Source organism: Lentzea indica (assembly GCF_012184385.1).
In the GTDB taxonomy this organism is placed as follows: domain Bacteria; phylum Actinomycetota; class Actinomycetes; order Mycobacteriales; family Pseudonocardiaceae; genus Lentzea; species Lentzea indica.
Map to the genome: position 1 here is coordinate 1 of NZ_VSRL01000190.1, position 17,343 is coordinate 17,343.

The 17,343-nt window shown below is 68.3% G+C and carries 17 protein-coding genes; 8 read left to right on the forward strand and 9 right to left on the reverse strand.

Annotation, left to right across the window (positions count from 1 at the left end):
* Positions 1-82 precede the first annotated feature (82 nt).
* The gene (locus tag FXN61_RS35530; RefSeq protein ID WP_312878239.1) at positions 83-598 is read left to right on the forward strand and encodes a zinc-binding dehydrogenase; all 516 of its coding nucleotides are present in this window, start codon (positions 83-85) and stop codon (positions 596-598) included.
* Here the strand turns inward: FXN61_RS35530 and FXN61_RS35535 are convergent.
* Positions 582-2,069: a flavin-containing monooxygenase gene (locus tag FXN61_RS35535; RefSeq protein WP_167978319.1), complete on the reverse strand. Its 1,488-nt coding sequence runs from the start codon at positions 2,067-2,069 to the stop codon at positions 582-584. The genes FXN61_RS35530 and FXN61_RS35535 overlap by 17 nt on opposite strands.
* Before the next feature lie 116 nt (positions 2,070-2,185).
* Between FXN61_RS35535 and FXN61_RS35540 the strand changes: the two genes are divergently transcribed.
* Entirely contained in the window at positions 2,186-2,767 is a 582-nt protein-coding gene (locus FXN61_RS35540) for a TetR/AcrR family transcriptional regulator (RefSeq protein WP_223165733.1), read from the forward strand.
* A gap of 56 nt (positions 2,768-2,823) precedes the next feature.
* Here the strand turns inward: FXN61_RS35540 and FXN61_RS35545 are convergent, their stop codons facing one another.
* The 5 genes from FXN61_RS35545 to FXN61_RS35565 are packed head-to-tail and all read right to left on the reverse strand — an operon-like array spanning position 2,824 to position 7,362.
* Positions 2,824-3,531 (reverse strand): type 1 glutamine amidotransferase, encoded by a 708-nt coding sequence (locus FXN61_RS35545; protein ID WP_167978320.1) that lies wholly within the window; start codon positions 3,529-3,531, stop codon positions 2,824-2,826.
* The gene (locus FXN61_RS35550) at positions 3,524-4,771 is read right to left on the reverse strand and encodes a MurT ligase domain-containing protein (RefSeq protein WP_312878240.1); all 1,248 of its coding nucleotides are present in this window, start codon (positions 4,769-4,771) and stop codon (positions 3,524-3,526) included. Before FXN61_RS35550 ends, FXN61_RS35545 begins: the two co-directional genes overlap by 8 nt.
* A 43-nt stretch (positions 4,772-4,814) precedes the next feature.
* Positions 4,815-5,624: an ABC transporter permease gene (locus FXN61_RS35555; RefSeq protein WP_167978321.1), complete on the reverse strand. Its 810-nt coding sequence runs from the start codon at positions 5,622-5,624 to the stop codon at positions 4,815-4,817.
* Positions 5,621-6,367 (reverse strand): ABC transporter permease, encoded by a 747-nt coding sequence (locus tag FXN61_RS35560; RefSeq protein ID WP_167978322.1) that lies wholly within the window; start codon positions 6,365-6,367, stop codon positions 5,621-5,623. Before FXN61_RS35560 ends, FXN61_RS35555 begins: the two co-directional genes overlap by 4 nt.
* Before the next feature lie 17 nt (positions 6,368-6,384).
* Positions 6,385-7,362, reverse strand: a complete 978-nt coding sequence (locus FXN61_RS35565) for an ABC transporter ATP-binding protein (RefSeq protein WP_167978323.1) — start codon at positions 7,360-7,362, stop codon at positions 6,385-6,387.
* A 430-nt stretch (positions 7,363-7,792) separates the two neighbouring features.
* Between FXN61_RS35565 and FXN61_RS35570 the strand changes: the two genes are divergently transcribed.
* From FXN61_RS35570 to FXN61_RS35595, 6 genes are read left to right on the forward strand one after another with little or no spacing between them, the layout of a single operon-like run.
* A complete protein-coding gene (locus tag FXN61_RS35570; protein ID WP_167978324.1) occupies positions 7,793-8,773 on the forward strand; it encodes a radical SAM/SPASM domain-containing protein in 981 nt (326 codons plus the stop codon).
* Between the two features lie 21 nt (positions 8,774-8,794).
* Positions 8,795-10,045, forward strand: a complete 1,251-nt coding sequence (locus tag FXN61_RS35575) for a methionine adenosyltransferase (RefSeq protein ID WP_167978325.1) — start codon at positions 8,795-8,797, stop codon at positions 10,043-10,045.
* 11 nt (positions 10,046-10,056) lie between these two features.
* Positions 10,057-10,845 (forward strand): PIG-L deacetylase family protein, encoded by a 789-nt coding sequence (locus FXN61_RS35580; protein WP_167978326.1) that lies wholly within the window; start codon positions 10,057-10,059, stop codon positions 10,843-10,845.
* A 35-nt stretch (positions 10,846-10,880) separates the two neighbouring features.
* The gene (locus FXN61_RS35585; RefSeq protein ID WP_167978327.1) at positions 10,881-11,909 is read left to right on the forward strand and encodes a hypothetical protein; all 1,029 of its coding nucleotides are present in this window, start codon (positions 10,881-10,883) and stop codon (positions 11,907-11,909) included.
* Positions 11,906-12,700: an inositol monophosphatase family protein gene (locus FXN61_RS35590; protein WP_167978328.1), complete on the forward strand. Its 795-nt coding sequence runs from the start codon at positions 11,906-11,908 to the stop codon at positions 12,698-12,700. Before FXN61_RS35585 ends, FXN61_RS35590 begins: the two co-directional genes overlap by 4 nt.
* Positions 12,700-13,824 (forward strand): hypothetical protein, encoded by a 1,125-nt coding sequence (locus FXN61_RS35595; protein WP_167978329.1) that lies wholly within the window; start codon positions 12,700-12,702, stop codon positions 13,822-13,824. The genes FXN61_RS35590 and FXN61_RS35595 overlap by 1 nt, the downstream gene beginning before the upstream one ends.
* Before the next feature lie 21 nt (positions 13,825-13,845).
* Here the strand turns inward: FXN61_RS35595 and serS are convergent, their stop codons facing one another.
* From serS to FXN61_RS35610, 3 genes are all read right to left on the reverse strand, one after another.
* On the reverse strand, positions 13,846-15,156 hold the full coding sequence (serS, locus tag FXN61_RS35600) for a serine--tRNA ligase (RefSeq protein WP_246292413.1): 1,311 nt from the start codon (positions 15,154-15,156) through the stop codon (positions 13,846-13,848).
* Between the two features lie 79 nt (positions 15,157-15,235).
* Positions 15,236-15,721 carry a helix-turn-helix domain-containing protein gene (locus tag FXN61_RS35605; RefSeq protein WP_312878242.1) on the reverse strand — a complete coding sequence of 162 codons (486 nt, stop codon included), beginning with the start codon at positions 15,719-15,721 and terminating at the stop codon, positions 15,236-15,238.
* Positions 15,722-15,835: 114 nt separating this feature from the next.
* The coding region (locus tag FXN61_RS35610; protein ID WP_312878243.1) for an LCP family protein at positions 15,836-17,343 on the reverse strand (1,508 nt) is incomplete at its 5' end.

Here is a 17,343-nt window from a genome sequence, read left to right on the forward strand (position 1 = left end):
CTGAGCCTGAGCGACGTGATGGGCACCGGGGCACCACGCGGCGATCGGCGCCGGTGTCCAGCCCGGCAGCACGGTCGCGGTTGTGGGTGACGGCGCGGTCGGCCTGTGCGGTGTGCTCGCGGCCAGGCGACTGGGCGCCGAGCGGATCATCGCGATGGGACGGCACGAGGACCGCGCCAAGATCGCGAAGCTCTTCGGTGCCACGGACCAGGTCTCCGAGCGCGGTGAGGCCGCCGTCGAGCGCATAAAGGAGATGACCGGCGGTCTCGGGGCATCGAGCGTCCTCGAATGCGTCGGCACCGAGCAGTCGTGGGAGACCGCGATGGGCATCGTCCGCGACGGCGGCAAGATCGGGTACGTCGGCGTTCCGCACGAGATGCCGGGACTGCCGCTCGGCAAGCTGTTCGGGCGCAACATCAACATCGGGGGCGGCATCGCTCCCGTGCGGGCGTACCTGCCCGAGCTGCTGGCCGACGTGCTCGCCGGGCGGATCGACCCCGGACCCGTGTTCGACAGGACGGTCTCGCTCGACGACGTCGCGCTGGGCTACCAGGCGATGGACGAGCGGACCGCCCTGAAAGTCATCGTACGGCCGTAGATCGTGAGGCAGCAGTGAGCACGTAGTCCTCGGCGCGCACGCGCTTGGTCCGCATCCAGTACCGCCAGGTGAAGCCCGGCCACACAGTGCGGTTCACGCCCTGCGCGTCGAGGTACCAGCTCTTGCAGCCGCCCTGGGTCCACACGCCCTTGGTGAGCTTGCCCTGGATCTCGCGGTTGAACTCCTGCTGGGCCTCCGGTCGCACGTCCAGCTCCGCTGCGCGGTGTTTGTCGAGGAGCTGGAGGCACTGCGAGACGTACCGGATCTGCGACTCGATCATGAAGACGACCGAGTTGTGGCCGAGCCCGGTGTTGGGGCCCAGCAGGAAGAACAGGTTGGGGAACCCCGAGACCGTGATGCCGAAGTAGGTCTCGATGCCCTCCTCGCGCCACTGCTTCGCGAGGTCGATGCCGCCCTTGCCCTGGATGTCCAGGTAGTCGAACGAGTCGGTGACGTGGAACCCGGTGCCGTAGATGATGACGTCGACCTCGTGCTCGACGCCCGCACTGTCCACGATGGACTTCTCGCGCACCTCGGAGATCTTGTCCGTCACCAGGTCCACGTTCGGGTAGCCCAAAGCCGGGTAGTAGTCGTTGGAGATCAGCACGCGCTTGCAGCCCATCGTGTAGTCGGGCTTCAGCTTGCGGCGCAGTGACGCGTCCGGCACCTGCTTCTTCATGTGCCGCAACGCGATGCCTTGGGCAAACTGCATGATCCGAGGGTTGATCGCGAACCCGACGGCGCTGGACTCGCGGATCCAGTACACGAAGTTGCGGTAGAGCCGTTGCGTGAACGGCAAGGCGCGGAACAGCTTCTGCTCCCAGCCGTTGATCTCGCGGTCGGCCTTGGGCATGATCCACGGCGGCGTGCGCTGGAAGATCTTCATCGCACCGACGCTGCCTGCGATCTTCGGGACGAACTGGATCGCGGACGCGCCCGTGCCGACCACGGCGACACGCTTGCCGGTCAGGTCGTAATCGTGGTCCCACTGCGCCGAGTGGAACGTCTTGCCGCTGAAGTTCTCGATGCCCGGCAGCTCCGGGACGTTCGGGATGTGCAACGCGCCGACGCCCGCCACCAAAGCGGCCGCGGTGTACGTGTCGCCCTGCTCGGTCGTGACGTGCCAGCGCTTGGACTCCTCGTCCCACTGCGCGCCGGAGACCTTGGTGTTGAAGCGGATGTGCGGCCGCAGGCGGTACTTGTCGGCGACCCGCCGCAGGTAGTCCCAGATCTCGCCCTGCTCGGCGAACATCCGCGACCACCGCGGGTTCAGCTCGAACGAGAACGAGTACATGTGCGACGGCACGTCGCACGCGCAGCCTGGGTAGGAGTTGTCCCTCCACGTGCCACCGAGGTCGCTCGCCTTCTCGACCACCACGAAGTCGTGCTCACCGCGGCGCTTCAGCTCGACGGCCATGCCGAGGCCGGAGAAGCCGGTGCCGATGACGAGCACTTTCGTCTCTCGGTGCATGGGGACGTCCCTCCGCTCACGAGTGGCTACTTCGCAGTAGGTTACCCCGAGTAAGTTACGAGCGGTAGACTCCATTCGTGACTGCTCCGCGGCGCCGCATGCCCAAGGCCCAGCGCATGGCGCAGATGCTCACCGTCGCCGAGGAGATCTTCGCCGAACAGGGGTATCTGGCCACGTCGATGGACGAGATCGCCGAACGCGTCGGCGTCTCCAAGCCGATGCTCTACGAGTACTTCGGCTCGAAAGAAGGCCTGCTCATCGGCTGCATCCACCGCGCGCGCACGGAACTGCGGGAGAAGACCGCGGCGGCGATCGCCGGCGCGGGAAGCCCTGAGGAGTTCCTGCGGCTCGGCCTGCTCGCGTTCTTCGAGTTCATCGACGAGCACCGCAGGTCGTGGGCGTTGCTGCGGCAGGAGGCGGCCGTGGCCGTGCCGTCGGCGCAAGAAGAGGTGGAAGGCATCCGTCAGCAGCAGACGGACATGATCGGGGCCGTGCTGGCGTCGTTCACGCCGGACATCGACCCGCTGGAGGCCGAGGCGTTCGCCGAGATCGTCGTCGGCGCCACGGAACGCCTGGCGGTCTGGATGGAGCGCAGGCCCTCGGTGGGGCCCGCGCTCGCGACCGACTACGTGATGGCCGTGATCTGGCCTGGTGTTGCGGAGCGCGTTGCTGTCACATTCCTACTGCCCAATTCTTGATTGGAGCGAAAAGCAAGTTCGCACGGTGTTCAGACCGCGCGCCCTTTTCGCTCCAATCAAGAAGCTGCCCGCACCCGCTCCGCACGCATAGCCGTGACCGCCGGGAGGTCCAGCGGCGCGACCTTCGTTCCGGTCGCCCACTCGATCAGCATGTCCGCGAGCTGCGGGTTGCGCGGCAGCACCGGCCCGTGCAGGTAGGTGCAGACGATCCGGCCCTGAACGGCGCCCTCGACGCTGCCGTCGTTGCCGGTGCCGACCTTGACGTGCGCGAGCGGCCTGGCCGACGGGCCCAGCACCGTGCGGCCCTGGTGGTTCTCGAACCCGGTCAGCACGCCCTCGAAGAGTCCGTTCGCGGGCTCGGCGAGCACCTCGCCGATCGCGCGGCTACCGCCCGCGTGTGAGGTCGAGTCGATCAGGCCCATGCCGGGGTGGGTGATGTTGTCGGCACGGGTGAAGCTCTCGCCGAAGATCTGGATGCCGGCGCAGACACCCAGCACCACGGCGTTCTTCGTGACGGCGCGCTGCAGGCCGGGGTGCTCGCGCAGGTGCTTCACCGCCAGCGTCTGCGCGGTGTCCTCACCGCCGCCGACGACGTAGATGTCGCACGAGTCCGGCACCGGCTCGCCGTAGTTGATCGGCACGATCTCGGCCTTGATCCCGCGCCACGCCATGCGCTTCTGGAGCACCACGGCGTTGCCGAAGTCCCCGTACGTGCCGAGGAGATCCGGCAGCACGAGCGCGATCTGGATTGTCGACTCACTCATCAGCGGCAGCCCTGGCATTCAAGTCGCGGAACGCGGTGTAGTTGGCGATGACCTCGACCGCCCCCTGTGGCATCTGGTCGATGGCCTTCAGCGGGTCGGGCACGATCGTGTGCTCGACCTCGGCGTAGGTCAGCCGGACGGCGAGATCGGTCGCGCGCTCGCCGGACGCGATGACCCTGCGGCCCTGCAGCCGCTCGAACGGAACGTCCCACAGCCACGAGAGATCGCGGCCGTCGGCCTCCTGAGCGTTGATCACCAGGACGGCCGGGTGGTTGGCCTCCTTGACGACCGTGAGGGTCTCGCTCCAGCCGGCCGGGTTCTTGCTCAGGAGCAGGCGCGCGCTGCGGCCGTTGCGGTGGATCGTGCGGTAGCGGCCGCTCACGTTGGAGACGCCGCGCAGACGGCGCACCGCCTCCTCGGCGGGCACGCCCATGGCATGCGCGGCCGCGGACGCCATGACGGCGTTGGCCTGGTTGAACTTGCCCGGCAGCGTGAGGCGGAGCTCGAGCTTCTGGTGCTCCGGCGTGATCATCGCTTCGTCGGTGGTGATCCAGTTCGGGTGCGGGCGCGCGAGGTCGCAGCCGGTGCAGTGCCAGTGCTCGCCCTGCCAGCGGATCGGGTTGCCGCAGCGGGGGCAGCTCGCGGAGTCGTGGTGCCAGCCGGTGCCGGTGGCGACCCAGACGACGTTGGCCGCGTTCCAGGCCGCGCTCGTCACCATCACGTCGTCGCAGTTGGCGACGATCGTGCAGTTCTGCAGCGCGGTGACGGTGTCGCGCAGCGACCGCTCGATGGTGCGGACCTCGCCGACGCGGTCCAGCTGGTCGCGCGACAGGTTCAGGATCATCGCGACGGCCGGGTTGCTCGCGCCCGCGACGGCGGGGAAGTAGCCCTCGTCGCACTCCAGCACCGCGTACGGGGCGTCCGGCTGCTTGGACAGCGCCGTGACGTGACCGTCTGGCATGTTCGCGCCGCTGTGGTTCGTGGCGACCTCACCCAGCGCGCCAACGGCCCTGGCCAGCATCATCGTGCTGGTGGTCTTGCCGTTCGTGCCTGTCACGACGGCGACTTTGCGTCCCTGCGTCAACCGGTTGAGCGCCTGCGGGTCCAGCTTCAGCGCCACCCGGCCACCGATCATGCCGCCGGCGCCGAGACCCATCTTCTGGGACAGCGTGGAGCTCAGGTTGCCCAGCTTCACGGCGGCTGCGGTGCGCAGAGGGAGGCGGGCGGGGGAATCGTTCACCCCGGCGATGCTACCGGCGTGACGGGTGCGGCCTCGCGGGCGGTCAGGTGCCGGAGCTCTGGTAACCGAGCAGCATCCGGCGCCACACCAGGTAACTGGCCGTCGCGACGACCACGCCCGCCAGCGGTGACAACCACGCCACCACGGCGGGCAAACCCGCGGCGTCCACGCGGCCGAGCAGCACCGATGCGGGCAGATAGGCCACGAACACGACGGGGATCACGCTGAGCACCAGCTGCCCCGCCGTGCCGAAGATCCGCGCCGGGTAGTTGCCGAACAGGTTGAACACGCTGTCCACGGTGAGTTTCACCTGATCGGCTTTGAGCGTGCGGAAGGCGATGCTGCTCAGCGCGAGCTGGATCCCGCCCTCGATCAGCGCACCGCCGATCAGCGCGAACACCAGGTACGCCACCGTCAACGGCCCCCAGTCGACGTCCACAGCGGACATCGCGGCGCCGAGCACGACCAGGCCCGAGATCAGGTCGCCGAACGGGCTGAACTGGATGCGCGTGGTCAGCAGCTGCAGCAGCGGGCTCGCCGGCCGCACCAGGTAGCGGTCGAACGAGCCTTCCCTGACGTGGTCGGAGAACCAGTCCAGCTGGTTGAACGGCACCAGCCACAGCCCGTGTGCAACGAGCCGCATGCCGTACAGCAGCGCCATGTCGCCGATGTCCCACCCGGCGATCACCTCGAACCGGTCGAGCACCACCCAGATCGTTGCGAACCCGGCGCCGTTGTAGAGCGCGCCCGCGATCATCGTGAAGACGATGTCCGCCCGGTACTGCACCGCCCCGCGCACCGCCCCGCCGAGCAGGATCAGCGCCGCCCTGAGCTGCCACCGCACGCCGGTCACCCGCCCTGCACCACGACGCGGTGAAGCGCACGCCGCCACACGAGGACCACCGCCGCGCCGAGCAGCACGAGCCACATCGCCTGCACCCCGATGCCGCCCCAGCCGTCCTTGCCGAGGTAGATCGCGACCGGGGTGAACACGGTGGCCTGCAACGGCAGCCACTCGACCGCGGTGCGCAGCCAGCCGGGCATGAACCACAACGGCACCAGCGCACCGGACAGGAACTGGCTGACCACGTAGTAGAGGAACGTCATGCCACCGAGCTCCAGCGTCCAGAACGCCACCGCGGCGATCAGCAGCAGCACGCAGCAGTTGATGAGCCAGCCCAGCAGGGTGGACAGCGCGTACAGCCCCGGTGCCGCCGGCGCGACCAGGCCGGTCGTGACGACCGCGACCGGGAACACCACGGCCATCATCGGCACTTTGACGGCGACCTGGCTCGCCTGGCTCAGGATCTGCTGGCGCAGCAGCGGAATCGGGCGCACGAGATCGATGCCCACCGCGCCGGAACGGACGCGCTGCTCCACCCAGTGCACGATCTGGTCGTGCATCAGCAGGGTGTGCAACGTCGACAGCGTCACGTACGTCGTCATCGTGGACACCGAGACGCCGTCCACATCGGACTTCCCCGCGTAGACGGCGCGCCACACGGCCGCGAGGAGCAGGAGCTGCAGCAACGGGTTGATCAGCTGGAACAGCAGCTCGAACCGGTAGGTGAGCACCTCGCTGATCCGTGTCCGCATGAAGGCAAGGTGCTCGGTCATGAACGTCCCGCGTAGATCTTCTTGATGACGTCCTCGAGATCTGTTTCCTGCAGCGAGACGTCGGTGACCGGATAGTTGCCGAAGAGCTCCGAGATCAACGCGGCGGCTGGTGTCTCCGCAGGGTCGAACGACAGCCGGACCACGCCTTCTCCGGACTCCACGGTCCGCGCGCCCGCGACCGTCACCTCGCACGGGGAAGCCAGCTGCACCACCAGTTCGCGCTGCGGGGCGTAGGAGTCCTTCAACGCCGCCGGGGTGCCGTCGTAGAGCACCTTGCCGTGGTCGATGAGGATCAGCCGCTCGCACAACGCCTCGACGTCGTCCATGTCGTGCGTGGTGAGCAGAACCGTTGTGCCCGACGTGGAACTCAGGTCGGCGACGAACTTGCGGATGCGTTCCTTCGCGATCACGTCGAGGCCCACGGTCGGCTCGTCGAGGTAGAGCACCGCCGGCTCGTAGATCATCGCGGCGGCCAGGTCGCCGCGCATCCGTTGTCCCAGCGAGAGTTGCCGCACCGGTGTGTCCAGGAACGGCCGCATGTCCAGCAGCTCGACGAACTTGGCGAGGTTCTCCTCGTAGCGGGTCCGCGGCATCCGGTAGAGCTTGCCGACCAGCCGCAGCGACTCGACCAGCGGCAGGTCCCACCACAGCTGCGAGCGCTGGCCGAACACCACGCCGATGTTGCGGGCGTTGTCCTGCCGCTTGCGCCACGGCACGACGCCCGCGACGGTCACTTCGCCCGCGGTGGGCGTGAGGATGCCGGTGAGCATCTTGATCGTCGTGGACTTTCCCGCGCCGTTGGGGCCGAGGTAGCCGACGAGCTCGCCGGATTCGATCGAGAAGCTGACGCCGTCGACCGCCCGCACCGTCTCCCGCTCGCGGCTGACGAGCGTGCGGAGGCCGGCGAACCTGCCGGTCCTGCGCCGCGGCCGGTGGAAGTCCTTGACGAGCCCGCGGGCCTCGATCAGTGGCACGGCACGCCCTCCGCCAAGCTGCCTCGGTGTGGGAGGGAACGGAACGAGAAATGCGCGGAAAAACCGCGTCGATCCCGCAATTCCCCCTCGTCTTGCGGTCGCCGGTCAACGTAGCAAAGCCGTCAGTACCCGGCAACCGGTTCTCCAGAACTGCTAAATAGGGCAAGTCGAGACGCGCTCGATTACCTATTTCGAGTTCTGCTTGACAACTCCGGGAGAACCGGGTCATGTTGAAGAACAGCTTCGGTGGGCGGCTCGGGAGAGGCGCCGCACCGGAACGATTCGCACATGGGGGGCGAACCGATTTGTCTGCCGGCCTGTCAGGCGTGCGCACGTTAACAATCTGATTCACGCATCTGAACATTCATGGGGGATGTACGTGCGGCACGAGCTCGGGCAGTTCCATGCCCTGAACAAGAATCTTCCGCTGATGGTCACAGGGCGGGACCCGTTCCCGCACTGCGTGGAAATCCATCCGACCGACTTCTGCAACCAGGCCTGCTCGTACTGCTTCCACGGCGGTGTCGGGGAGGACGTGTCCCGGCGCGGCGAGATGCTGAGCGTGGCCGAGTACCGGGACCTGATCGACGAGCTGGTGGACGCCGGCGTCTCCGAGGTGTCGGTCTCCGGCGGCGGTGAGCCGATGTTCTACCTGGGCATCGGCGAGGTGCTCGGCCACATCGCGCGATCCCCGCTCGACCTGCGGCTCGTCACCAACGCCAACGTGATCCCCGACGACGCGGTGCCAGCGCTGATGGACGCCGCCGAGGTCAGGGTCAGCATCGACTCGGTGAACTCCGACGTCTACAACAAGCAGCGCGGAATGCGCGGCGGAAACCTGCTCGATCGGACGTTGAAGAACCTGCGCATGCTGGCCGCCACCCGCGAGCAGACCGGCGGGCAGGTCAGGATCGCCTGCACGTTCCTCGTCTCCGAGCTGAACCAGACCGAAATCGAGCAGTTCGCCGCCGTGCTGATCGACGACGTCGGTGTCGACACGGTCGTCTACAAACAGGACATCTACGGCCGGATCACCTTCGAGGACGCCGAGGTGCGCCACCGGCTGGACCAGGTTCACCGCGACTACGGCGACCGGGTCGAAATCCGCGTGGAAGACATCGTCGACGAGATCGGCGGGCCGTGCGGGGTCGCCTACTCCAAAGTCGCGTTCAACCCGTACGGCGAGCTGTACTCGTGCTGCCTGGGTTCCCAGCCGGGGGAGAAGAACGGTTCGCTGTTCGGTTCCCTGCGCGCCGCGGGCAGTTTCCGGAAGCTGTGGCAGAACTCCGCCGACAACCGCCGCTCGATGCTCTTCGGCGGCGTTTCGTGCCAGGACTGCAACCACACCGACCGGCTCATCAACGTCACGGTGCGCGCCGAGCTGGACCGCGCCGCCTCACTGCCCAGCTGACTGTGGAGAAAGCGAGAAACAATGGCTGACTACCTGTACGGCGAGACCGCGGTGCGCGCGGGCGACGTCGACGTCGTGTCCGTGCCGCCGTGGGCCGACCAGGACACCGAGCTGATCGAACGCAAGGGCATCGGGCACCCCGACTCGATCTGCGACGCGCTGGCCTCGCTGCTCAGTCAGGCGTACTCCGTGTACACCATCGAGCACTGCGACGGGCAGATCCTGCACCACCAGTTCGACAAGGTGATGCTAATCGGCGGCCGCACCGAGGTGAGCTTCGGCGGCGGCAGGTTCGTCGAGCCGATCCGCGTCGTGCTGTCGGGCAGGGTGAGCCGCACCTATCTCGGCCGCGACCTGCCGGTGTCGCGGGTGATCGAGGACGCGCTGCGCGGGTTCTTCTCCGAGCGGTTCCCGATGATCGACTTCGACGAGTCGGTGGTCATCTCGGACTTCCTGACCTCGCACGCGGGTCCCGGCACGATCTCGGGCAGCTCCGGCTCGATCGCGAACATGTTCGACCCGGTGGAGAAGGGCGCGGTGCGCGGTTACGAGGAGCTCGTCGCCAACGACACCTCGTTCTGCGTGGCGTACGCGCCGATGAGCCCGCTGGAACAGGCCGTCCTCGACCTCGAAGGGCATCTGGCGTCCGCGGAGACGCACGAGCGCCACCCGTGGCTCGGTACGGACATCAAGATCATGGCTTACCGCAACGGCACCGAGGTCGACCTGACGGCGTGCATTCCGCAGATCGCCGCGCACGTGCACTCCTACGACGAGTACAAGCGCAACCTCGACATCATCTGCGGCGAGATCATCGAGCGGCTCCAGGTTCGCTTGCAGGGCCACGACGTCCGGCTGTCGGTCAACACCAAGGACCGCGAGCACACCAAGAACGTCTACCTGACCGTCAGCGGTGCCTCGCTGTCTGGTGACATCGGCGTGGTCGGCCGCGGCAACCGGCCGAACGGCCTGATCACCGCGCGCCGCCCGATGTCGCTGGAGGGCACGAACGGCAAGAACCCGCGCTACTACGCGGGATTCATCTACGCCGTGTGCGCCAAGCGGATCGCGAACCGGATCCACGAGGAGACGGGCCAGGCCAACTCGGTCGAGATCGTCTCGCAGAACGGCGGCTCGCTCGTCGACCCGTGGCACACGCGCGTGATCACGCAGGCCGACGCGGGCGTGGTTCGCGAGATCGTCGCGCAGGAGCTCGCGGACATCCCGTGGATCACCGAGGACTTCGTCAGCGGCAAGCTGCTGAACCACTAGGGACACCACCGATGCAGCAGGACGTTCTGGCCATCTCGCCGCACCTCGACGACGCGGTGCTGTCCGCGGGAGGGCGGCTGGCCGCACTCGCGGCGGACGAGCAGACCTGGGTCACCGTCTACACGGTGTTCGCCGGTCCGGCCGCGCCGCCGTACTCCGCGACAGCCGAACGGTTGCACGGCCTGATGGACCTGACCGGGGACCCGGTGCAGGAACGCAGGGATGAGGACCTGGCGGCGCACGCCGAACTCGGCACCATCGCGCGACACGGCCGATTTTTGGACTCCATCTATCGCACCCGCGCGGACGGTTCCTGGCTGGTCGGCAACGACCCGACCGACGAACCGGACGGCGACGAACCGGAGCTGCACCGCAGCGTGACCGCCGCGATCGGCTCGCTGATCAGCGAGCTGCGGCCGTCGATCGTGCTGACCTGCGCCGCGCTGGGCGACCACGTCGACCACGTGCGGACGCGGGACGCCGTGCTGGACGCGGTGTCGCACCATCCCGGTGTCCGGCTGCAGCTGTGGGAGGACCTGCCGTACGGGCTGTGGGCAGGGCAAGGCGCGCCGCCATCCTCCCTGCCCCACCTGGCGGTGCTCGGCGAGCCGTTCGCCGCCGAGGTGCCGGCCGAGGCGCTGGAGGCCAAGTACCGCGCCATCGCTTGCTATCGGTCGCAGCACCGGATGCTGTGGGACGACGATCCCGACTACCGCGCCCGCCTCGGCCGGCACCAGACGGCCAACGGCGGCGGGGAGCGGTTCTGGGACGTCTCGCTCAGCAGGGCTGGTGTGCGGTGACCCGGCCCAGCGTCAACAAGCTCAGCATCACCGTCATGACCCATCCTCGGCGTGCCGAACCCGCGCGGCGGCTCGCCGAGGTGACGGGCGCGGACCTCGTCGTCGATCCGGATCCGGACGGCCCGCCGAGCGCGTTGCGCACCGCCGCCGTGGCGTGGTCGCGGTGTCCTGAAGGCACTACGCACCACATGGTGCTCCAGGACGACGTGTGGCCGTCGACGCAGCTGTGGCCGGCGGTCGAACGGGCGTTGGCGCGCGATCCGGAGCGGATCCTGGCCCTGTACCAGAACCTGGCCAGCTGGAACGGGGCCAGGGCGAGGGTCGCGGTGCTCGCCGGGTACTCGTGGCTCGTCCCGACGCTGCAGGACTACTTCCCGACGCTGGCGGTGGTGATGCCGTGCGCTGCCGCTCACCTGTTCGCCAAGCACGCGGAGGCGTTCGATCCGGTGCGGGAGCGGGACGACGACCAGGTGCTGGCCAGGTTCCTGTCCCAGGGCGGGTACCGCACAGCGATGTCGATCCCGGCCATGGTGGAGCACCAGGAGCTGCCCAGCCTGTCCGGCTACGACCACGTGGGAATCCGCAGGTCCGTTTGTTTCCAAGGAGAAACCGCCCTGCCCGAGCAGGACCGGGTGCTGGACGCGCTGCCCGCGTGGCCGATGTTCGTGGCACGGCAGTCGATGCTGAAGGCGCCGTCGCGGCTCGGCAGGGAGCGGTGGCAGGTCATGACCCGGTCGGCGCACCTCCGGCTGGTCGGCTTGACGTGGCAGCAGGTGCGGGACGCGGCCGGCGACGCGGTGTCCACTGTGGACTTGGTGGAACGGCGGTCGAAGTCACGCCGGTTCCTCAACGAGACCTGGCTCGCCGGCCACACGCTCGGCTGGACGCTGGCGCGGATCGGGGCCGAGTCCGTCGTGCGGGACGGGTTGCGTGACGACGCCGTGAAGACGTACCTGGAAGCCGGTCTCTGCTACCAGGGTCCCGTCGACCTGTGGCAGCGGAACTTCCCGTTCCTGCTGGACTTCACGTGGGGCGCGATCGAGCACGGGCTGCGTGCCGGATGAGCGCGGAGCTGGAGAACGCAGCGGTCGAGCTGTGCGCGGAGGCATCGAAGATCGCGCTGGACGCGTTCGGGCACAGGCTGTCCGTCCGGTTGAAGGACGGAGGCGAGCCGGTCACCGACGTCGACGTGCGCATCGAGCAGGGGCTGGTCGCCGAGATCGGCCGCCGCTTCCCGGAGCACGCGGTGATCGGCGAGGAGACCGGGGAGTCCGGCTCCTCCGAGTGGCAGTGGGTGCTGGATCCGTTGGACGGCACCAGGAACTTCGTGCGGGGCATTCCGATCTTCGGGGTGTCCGTTGCCGTGCTGCACCTCGGCCGCCCGGTGGCGGCCGCGATCTCGTTGCCCGCGTTGGGGGAGATGTACTCGGCGGCGGAGGGCCTGGGCTCACGTCATGACGGACAGCCGATTCGCGCTTCCGCCGCTGTTGATCTGGACGCGGGTCTGATGTCGTTCAGCGGCCGCGACAGCTACCACGAGTTCGAGGAGCTGGAGCCGTTGCGGTTGAGCCTCGGCCGCAGTCTGTGGCTGGGCAGCGCGGCGGCCGAGTTCGCCTGGCTGGCCTCGGGATCCGTCGACTACGCGGTGTTCGCCGAGTTGCCCGTCTGGGACGTCGCCGCCGGTGTGCTGCTGGTCAGGGAGGCGGGCGGCACGGTTTTGGCGCACGACGGTTCGTGGCAGCCGGTGCGTGACCTCGGTGCCGACTGGCGCCGGCCGCTGCTCTGCGGGGCGCCGCTGGTCTCGCGGCTCGCCCAGACCGTGCGCCCGGCCCCGGACCCGTGGAGGAAGACCTGATGAGCTTCGACGCCCAGGTGGACGCCCACCTGCGTGAGCGCCACTGGACGGCGGCCACCTGCCCGGCGTGTTCACGCCTCTACTACGCCAAGAAGCCCGCGGAGAGCTGCGGATCGCTGAAATGCGCCGGCCGCTACTTCTTCACCGAGCTGTCCGGCAGGCGGCGGTCCTCGGCGTTGATCGACCTGACAGACCGGCTGGGCAAGACGTTCGTGGACGCGGGCATTCCGTCGTTCCCGGCCGTTCCGGCGATCAACTCGCGCGAGGACACGCTGTTCATCGTCGCGGGCATTCAAGCCATCTATCCCGGCCTGTACGAAACGGGCGCTGTGCCAGCAGATCGGCAGGAGCTGGGACCTCGGTTCGTTGCGCAGCCCTCGGTCCGGTGGAACTCGCACGGACATGTGGCCGACGGGATCACGACCTCGTTCGTGAACACCTGCCTGCTGGAGTCGCCGAGTTCTCCCGCACGGCACCTGGAACTGCTCGACCTCTGGCTGGACACGTTGTCCGGGCTCGGTTTGTTCGCCGGCCACTTCCGGCTGGTGCTGCGCAGGACCGAGACCGAACGGCTCGTGGTGTGGAAGCTGCACATCAACCACGGCGGGCTGGAACTGGGCGACGCCGCCTACGTGGAGAGCCCGGCTGCGCGCATCAGCGATCTCGGGCTCGGCCTGGAACGCATCGCGTGGGCGCTCGGTGGCGGCAGCTACTTCGACAGCCTGGGGCCGTGGCCGTTCGTCCTCCACGCGCCGCCGCGGCTGGTGGACTCGTTGCGCACGCTCACCCTGTTGGTCGCATCGGGCGGACGGCCTGGCACACGCTCGGTGGGCCAACGGGTACGACGGCTCGCGAAGGACTGCGCGGAGTTCCTGCCGCTTGTGCCCGTGGAGCAGGTGGCAGGGCACTACCACCGGTTCTGGTCGGCGTTCGCCGAGCTGCCGGTGCCGGTCGAGCAGACGGTGGCGGAGATCCGGCGCGAGGTCGACGGGCGGTACCTGCGGGCGATCTGCGACGAGCTGGGCACGGCGGTACCCGCTGCGGCAGGCGATCTGGACGCCCGGCTGTGGGCGCTGGCCGGGCAGGGCGCGACGACCGACGACGTGCGGAGAGCCGGGGCGTGAACCCCGGCTCTTCACCGGTTCCTAGACGGTCTTGCCGTCCGGCTGGATCCGCGAGAAGCCCAGGTACGGCACGAGCGCCTCGGGCATCACCACGGAGCCGTCCTCCTGCTGGCCCTGCTCCAGGATCGCCGCGACGGTCCGGCCGATCGGGAGGCCAGAGCCGTTCAGCGTGGCGACGAACTGGCGGTTGCCGTCCGCGTCGGTCGTGCGGATGTTCGCGCGCCGGGCCTGGAAGGTGTTGCAGCTGGAGCAGGACGAGATCTCGCGGTAGCGGTCCTGGCTGGGCAGCCACACCTCGAGGTCGTAGGTGATCTCCGAGGAGAAGCCGGTGTCGCCGGCCGCGAGCACGACCACGCGGTAGGCGAGGCCGAGCTTCTGCAGGCACGCCTCGGCGTGGCCGAGCATCTTCTCCAGCTCGGCCATGGCCTGACCGGCCTCGCACAGGCGGACCATCTCGACCTTGGCGAACTGGTGCAGGCGCAGGATGCCGCGGGTGTCGCGGCCGTACGAGCCCGCCTCGGACCGGTAGCACGGCGTGTGCGTGGTGAACGCGAGCGGCAGCTGCCTGCGGTCGAGGATCTCGTTCGCGTAGAAGTTGGTGAGCGGCACCTCGGCGGTCGGGATGAGGTAGAGGGCCCGGTCGCCGACCGAGGTCTTGAAGAGATCTTCCTCGAACTTCGGCAGCTGGCCGGTGCCCGTCATCGTCTGGGCGTTGACCAGGTGCGGAACCGAGAACTCCTCGTACCCGTGCTGCTGGGTGTGCAGGTCGAGCAGGAAGTTCACCAGCCCGCGCTCCAGCCGGGCACCCGCGCTGCGGCCCACGGCGAACCGGGGTCCGGCGAGCTTGGTGGCGCGGCCGAAGTCGAAGATGCCCATCGCCTCCGCGAGGTCGACGTGGTCCTTCGGCTCGAAGTCGAATTTCGGCACCTCACCCCAGGTGCGGAGTTCGCGCGCTTCTTCCTCGGAGAAACCGTCCGGAATTTCGTCGAGAGGAAAGTTGGGAATACCGAGCAAAACTTCGCGCAGCTCCGCCTGCAGTCGCGCGACCTCGGTTTCCGATTCCTTGATCTTCTCCTTCAGGTCGCGCGCCTGGGCCTTGAGGCCCTCGATGTCGCCGCCGGCCTTGGCCTGGCGCTGCACCTCCGCCGCGACCTGCTTGGACTGTGCACGAAGTTCGTCCCCGGTCTTGATCGCCTGAACGCGGCGGGAGGACAGGTCCCTCAGCGGCTCCGGGTCGAACGCGAACCCGCGCCGGGCGAGGCGGCGAGTCGCGCTCTCGGCGTCGGCCAAGAGGACGTGGTGATCGTGCACGATCGGCTCCAATCCGGACAATGAGAGAATCGCATTCCCAGGGTGCCGAGTGTATCGCGTCCGGGAAATGCATTTGTCCGGGACTGGAAAGTACGGGTCGTCAACGGGTCAAGCCGCGCAACGTGCGGATCAGCTCGACGGTAGGCAGCTGGCAGAGCTGCGCCATGTTCTCGAGCGCGGGCAGGTCGAGGTGCACCTCGGGGGAGGCTCCCGGCGGCAGCACGTGCAGCCGTCCGGCGGCCCAGCGCTTGAGGGGCACCAGGCGCGGGTTGTCGGTGGCGGCGACCGCGGCGAGGTTCAGGGTCAGGTGACCGGCGGGGGTGTCGCCGAAGAAACGTTCGTGGACGCGCGCGAGCACTTGATGTGCAGGGACGTCGAGCGCGTGGCAGATCTCCACGAGGCGCACGACAGAGCACTGCCGCGTGCCGAGCTCGTAGGTGGCCAGCGTCTGCAGCGAGATCTCGGTCTGCAGCCGCTTGTTCAGCTCCTTGCGCGTCCAGCCGCGCTGCTTGCGAAGGCTGCGGATCTCATCACCGAGCACGCGCTGGTACGCCGCTGTGTCGATTTGGCCTGTCGCAGTCTGCACTGGTCCTCCACCCCGTGAGCGGGTCTCACGGTGATGGAAGGCGCCAGTGCTTCGCCGCTTACGCAACTTACTGGCAGAATCCCCCGAACGGGCTATACATCTCTACTCTGAGTATCAGTTTACGCAGCGTACGCCGTCTGCGGTGATGGGCTTGGGGGCGTTCGGGTCGGCCGGCGGCTGCTGACGCGCACCGTCGAGGTTGAGCGCAGCGGAGCCGGTGAAGCCCTGCGTGCCGGGACCCGAGTAGTCGGAGCCCAGGAAGACGCGGACCCGCCCGGCAGGGACGTTCACGTCCTCCTCGATCTTCAGGCCGCCGAGCGCCTTCTGGACCGCGTTCGCGCCATCCTCGCCGCCCTTGCCGTAGCGGACGACCGACTTCGACATGGCCTCGGCGTTGCCCGTCGGGCCGGCCACGAAGCCCTTCGCGACGAGCGACTGCAGCACCTGGGCCGCGAGGCCTGGCACACCGGAGGCGTTGCGGACCTCGACGGTCACCGACGCGTTGTTGAACTTCGGGTCCGGCGCGGTCGAGGGCGACGGCTCCTTGCCGAGGCTCTTCACGAACGCGTGCACCTCGGACTCGTTCACCTCGACCGCGGAGCCGTCCTCGGGGGTCTGCAGGTCGGGGTTGCCGGTCGGGATCGTCTGGAACGTCATGTTGCCGCCCGTCAGATCCTTCATCTGCAGGGCGAACTTGGTGATGTCCCAGCCGTCGTCGAGCACGATCGCCCCGCTGACGGCCTTGATCATCTGGCTGCGCTTGGTGCCGTCGGTGAGCACGCCCGCCGAGAGCATCTTCTTCGCCAGGCCCGCCATGAAGACCTGCTGGCGCACGACGCGGTCCAGGTCGCCCATGGGCAGGCCGTGGCGCTGCCGGACGAACGCCAGCGCGTTCTTGCCCTCGATGGTCTGCGGGCCCGCCTTGAAGTTCGCGCCGGAGAAGCTGTCGCGGACGTTCTTGTTGAGGCAGACGTCGATGCCGCCGATGGCCTTGGTGATCTCGTAGAAGCCGACCAGGTTGACCTCGGCGTAGTGGTCGATCTTGACGCTGGTCAGGTTCTGGATGGTCTCGATGAGGTTGTTCGCGCCCGCCTTGCGGGACTCCATCTCGACGTCCTGCGGGCTCTTGCCGCTGCCTTGCAGCTTTTCGGCCGTTTGACCCTTGGCGTAACCGTAGGCAGAGTTGATCTTGTGACGCCCGAAGCCGCCGGCGATCTTCACGTAGGAGTCGCGCGGGAACGACACCGCGTAGGCCTTGCCGCTGTCGTTCGGGATGTGCAGGAGGATCAGCGTGTCGGTGTTGAAGCCGCCGTCGTCGGTGCCGCCAGCCTGCAGCTCGTTGAGGACGTTCTGCGGCAGCGGGTTGCCCTTGGAGTCGGTGCGGCTGTCCATGCCGACCAGCAGGATGTCGATCGCGCCGTCAGCGGGCTTCTCGCCGGCGTCGGCCAGGTTCAGATCCTGCTTGGTCAGGCCGTCGGTCAGCGCGTTCAGGTTCTGCCACGCGATGCCGGTGACCAGCAGGATCACCGCGGACAGCATGCTGACGAAGATCTTGGCGCCGGTGGACGCGCCGCGCTGGGCCTTGCTCGGGCGGCGGGCGGCAGGCCTGGGACGTGGCCGCG

Bases quoted from the DNA above. Each gene is read 5' to 3' on its own strand.
- FXN61_RS35535 (WP_167978319.1), bottom strand. From the start codon at position 2,069: ATGCACCGAGAGACGAAAGTGCTCGTCATCGGCACCGGCTTCTCCGGC.
- FXN61_RS35540 (WP_223165733.1), top strand. From the start codon at position 2,186: ATGGCGCAGATGCTCACCGTCGCCGAGGAGATCTTCGCCGAACAGGGG.
- FXN61_RS35545 (WP_167978320.1), bottom strand. From the start codon at position 3,531: ATGAGTGAGTCGACAATCCAGATCGCGCTCGTGCTGCCGGATCTCCTC.
- FXN61_RS35560 (WP_167978322.1), bottom strand. From the start codon at position 6,367: ATGCGGACACGGATCAGCGAGGTGCTCACCTACCGGTTCGAGCTGCTG.
- FXN61_RS35570 (WP_167978324.1), top strand. From the start codon at position 7,793: ATGGTCACAGGGCGGGACCCGTTCCCGCACTGCGTGGAAATCCATCCG.
- FXN61_RS35575 (WP_167978325.1), top strand. From the start codon at position 8,795: ATGGCTGACTACCTGTACGGCGAGACCGCGGTGCGCGCGGGCGACGTC.
- FXN61_RS35580 (WP_167978326.1), top strand. From the start codon at position 10,057: ATGCAGCAGGACGTTCTGGCCATCTCGCCGCACCTCGACGACGCGGTG.
- FXN61_RS35585 (WP_167978327.1), top strand. From the start codon at position 10,881: ATGACCCATCCTCGGCGTGCCGAACCCGCGCGGCGGCTCGCCGAGGTG.
- FXN61_RS35590 (WP_167978328.1), top strand. From the start codon at position 11,906: ATGAGCGCGGAGCTGGAGAACGCAGCGGTCGAGCTGTGCGCGGAGGCA.
- FXN61_RS35595 (WP_167978329.1), top strand. From the start codon at position 12,700: ATGAGCTTCGACGCCCAGGTGGACGCCCACCTGCGTGAGCGCCACTGG.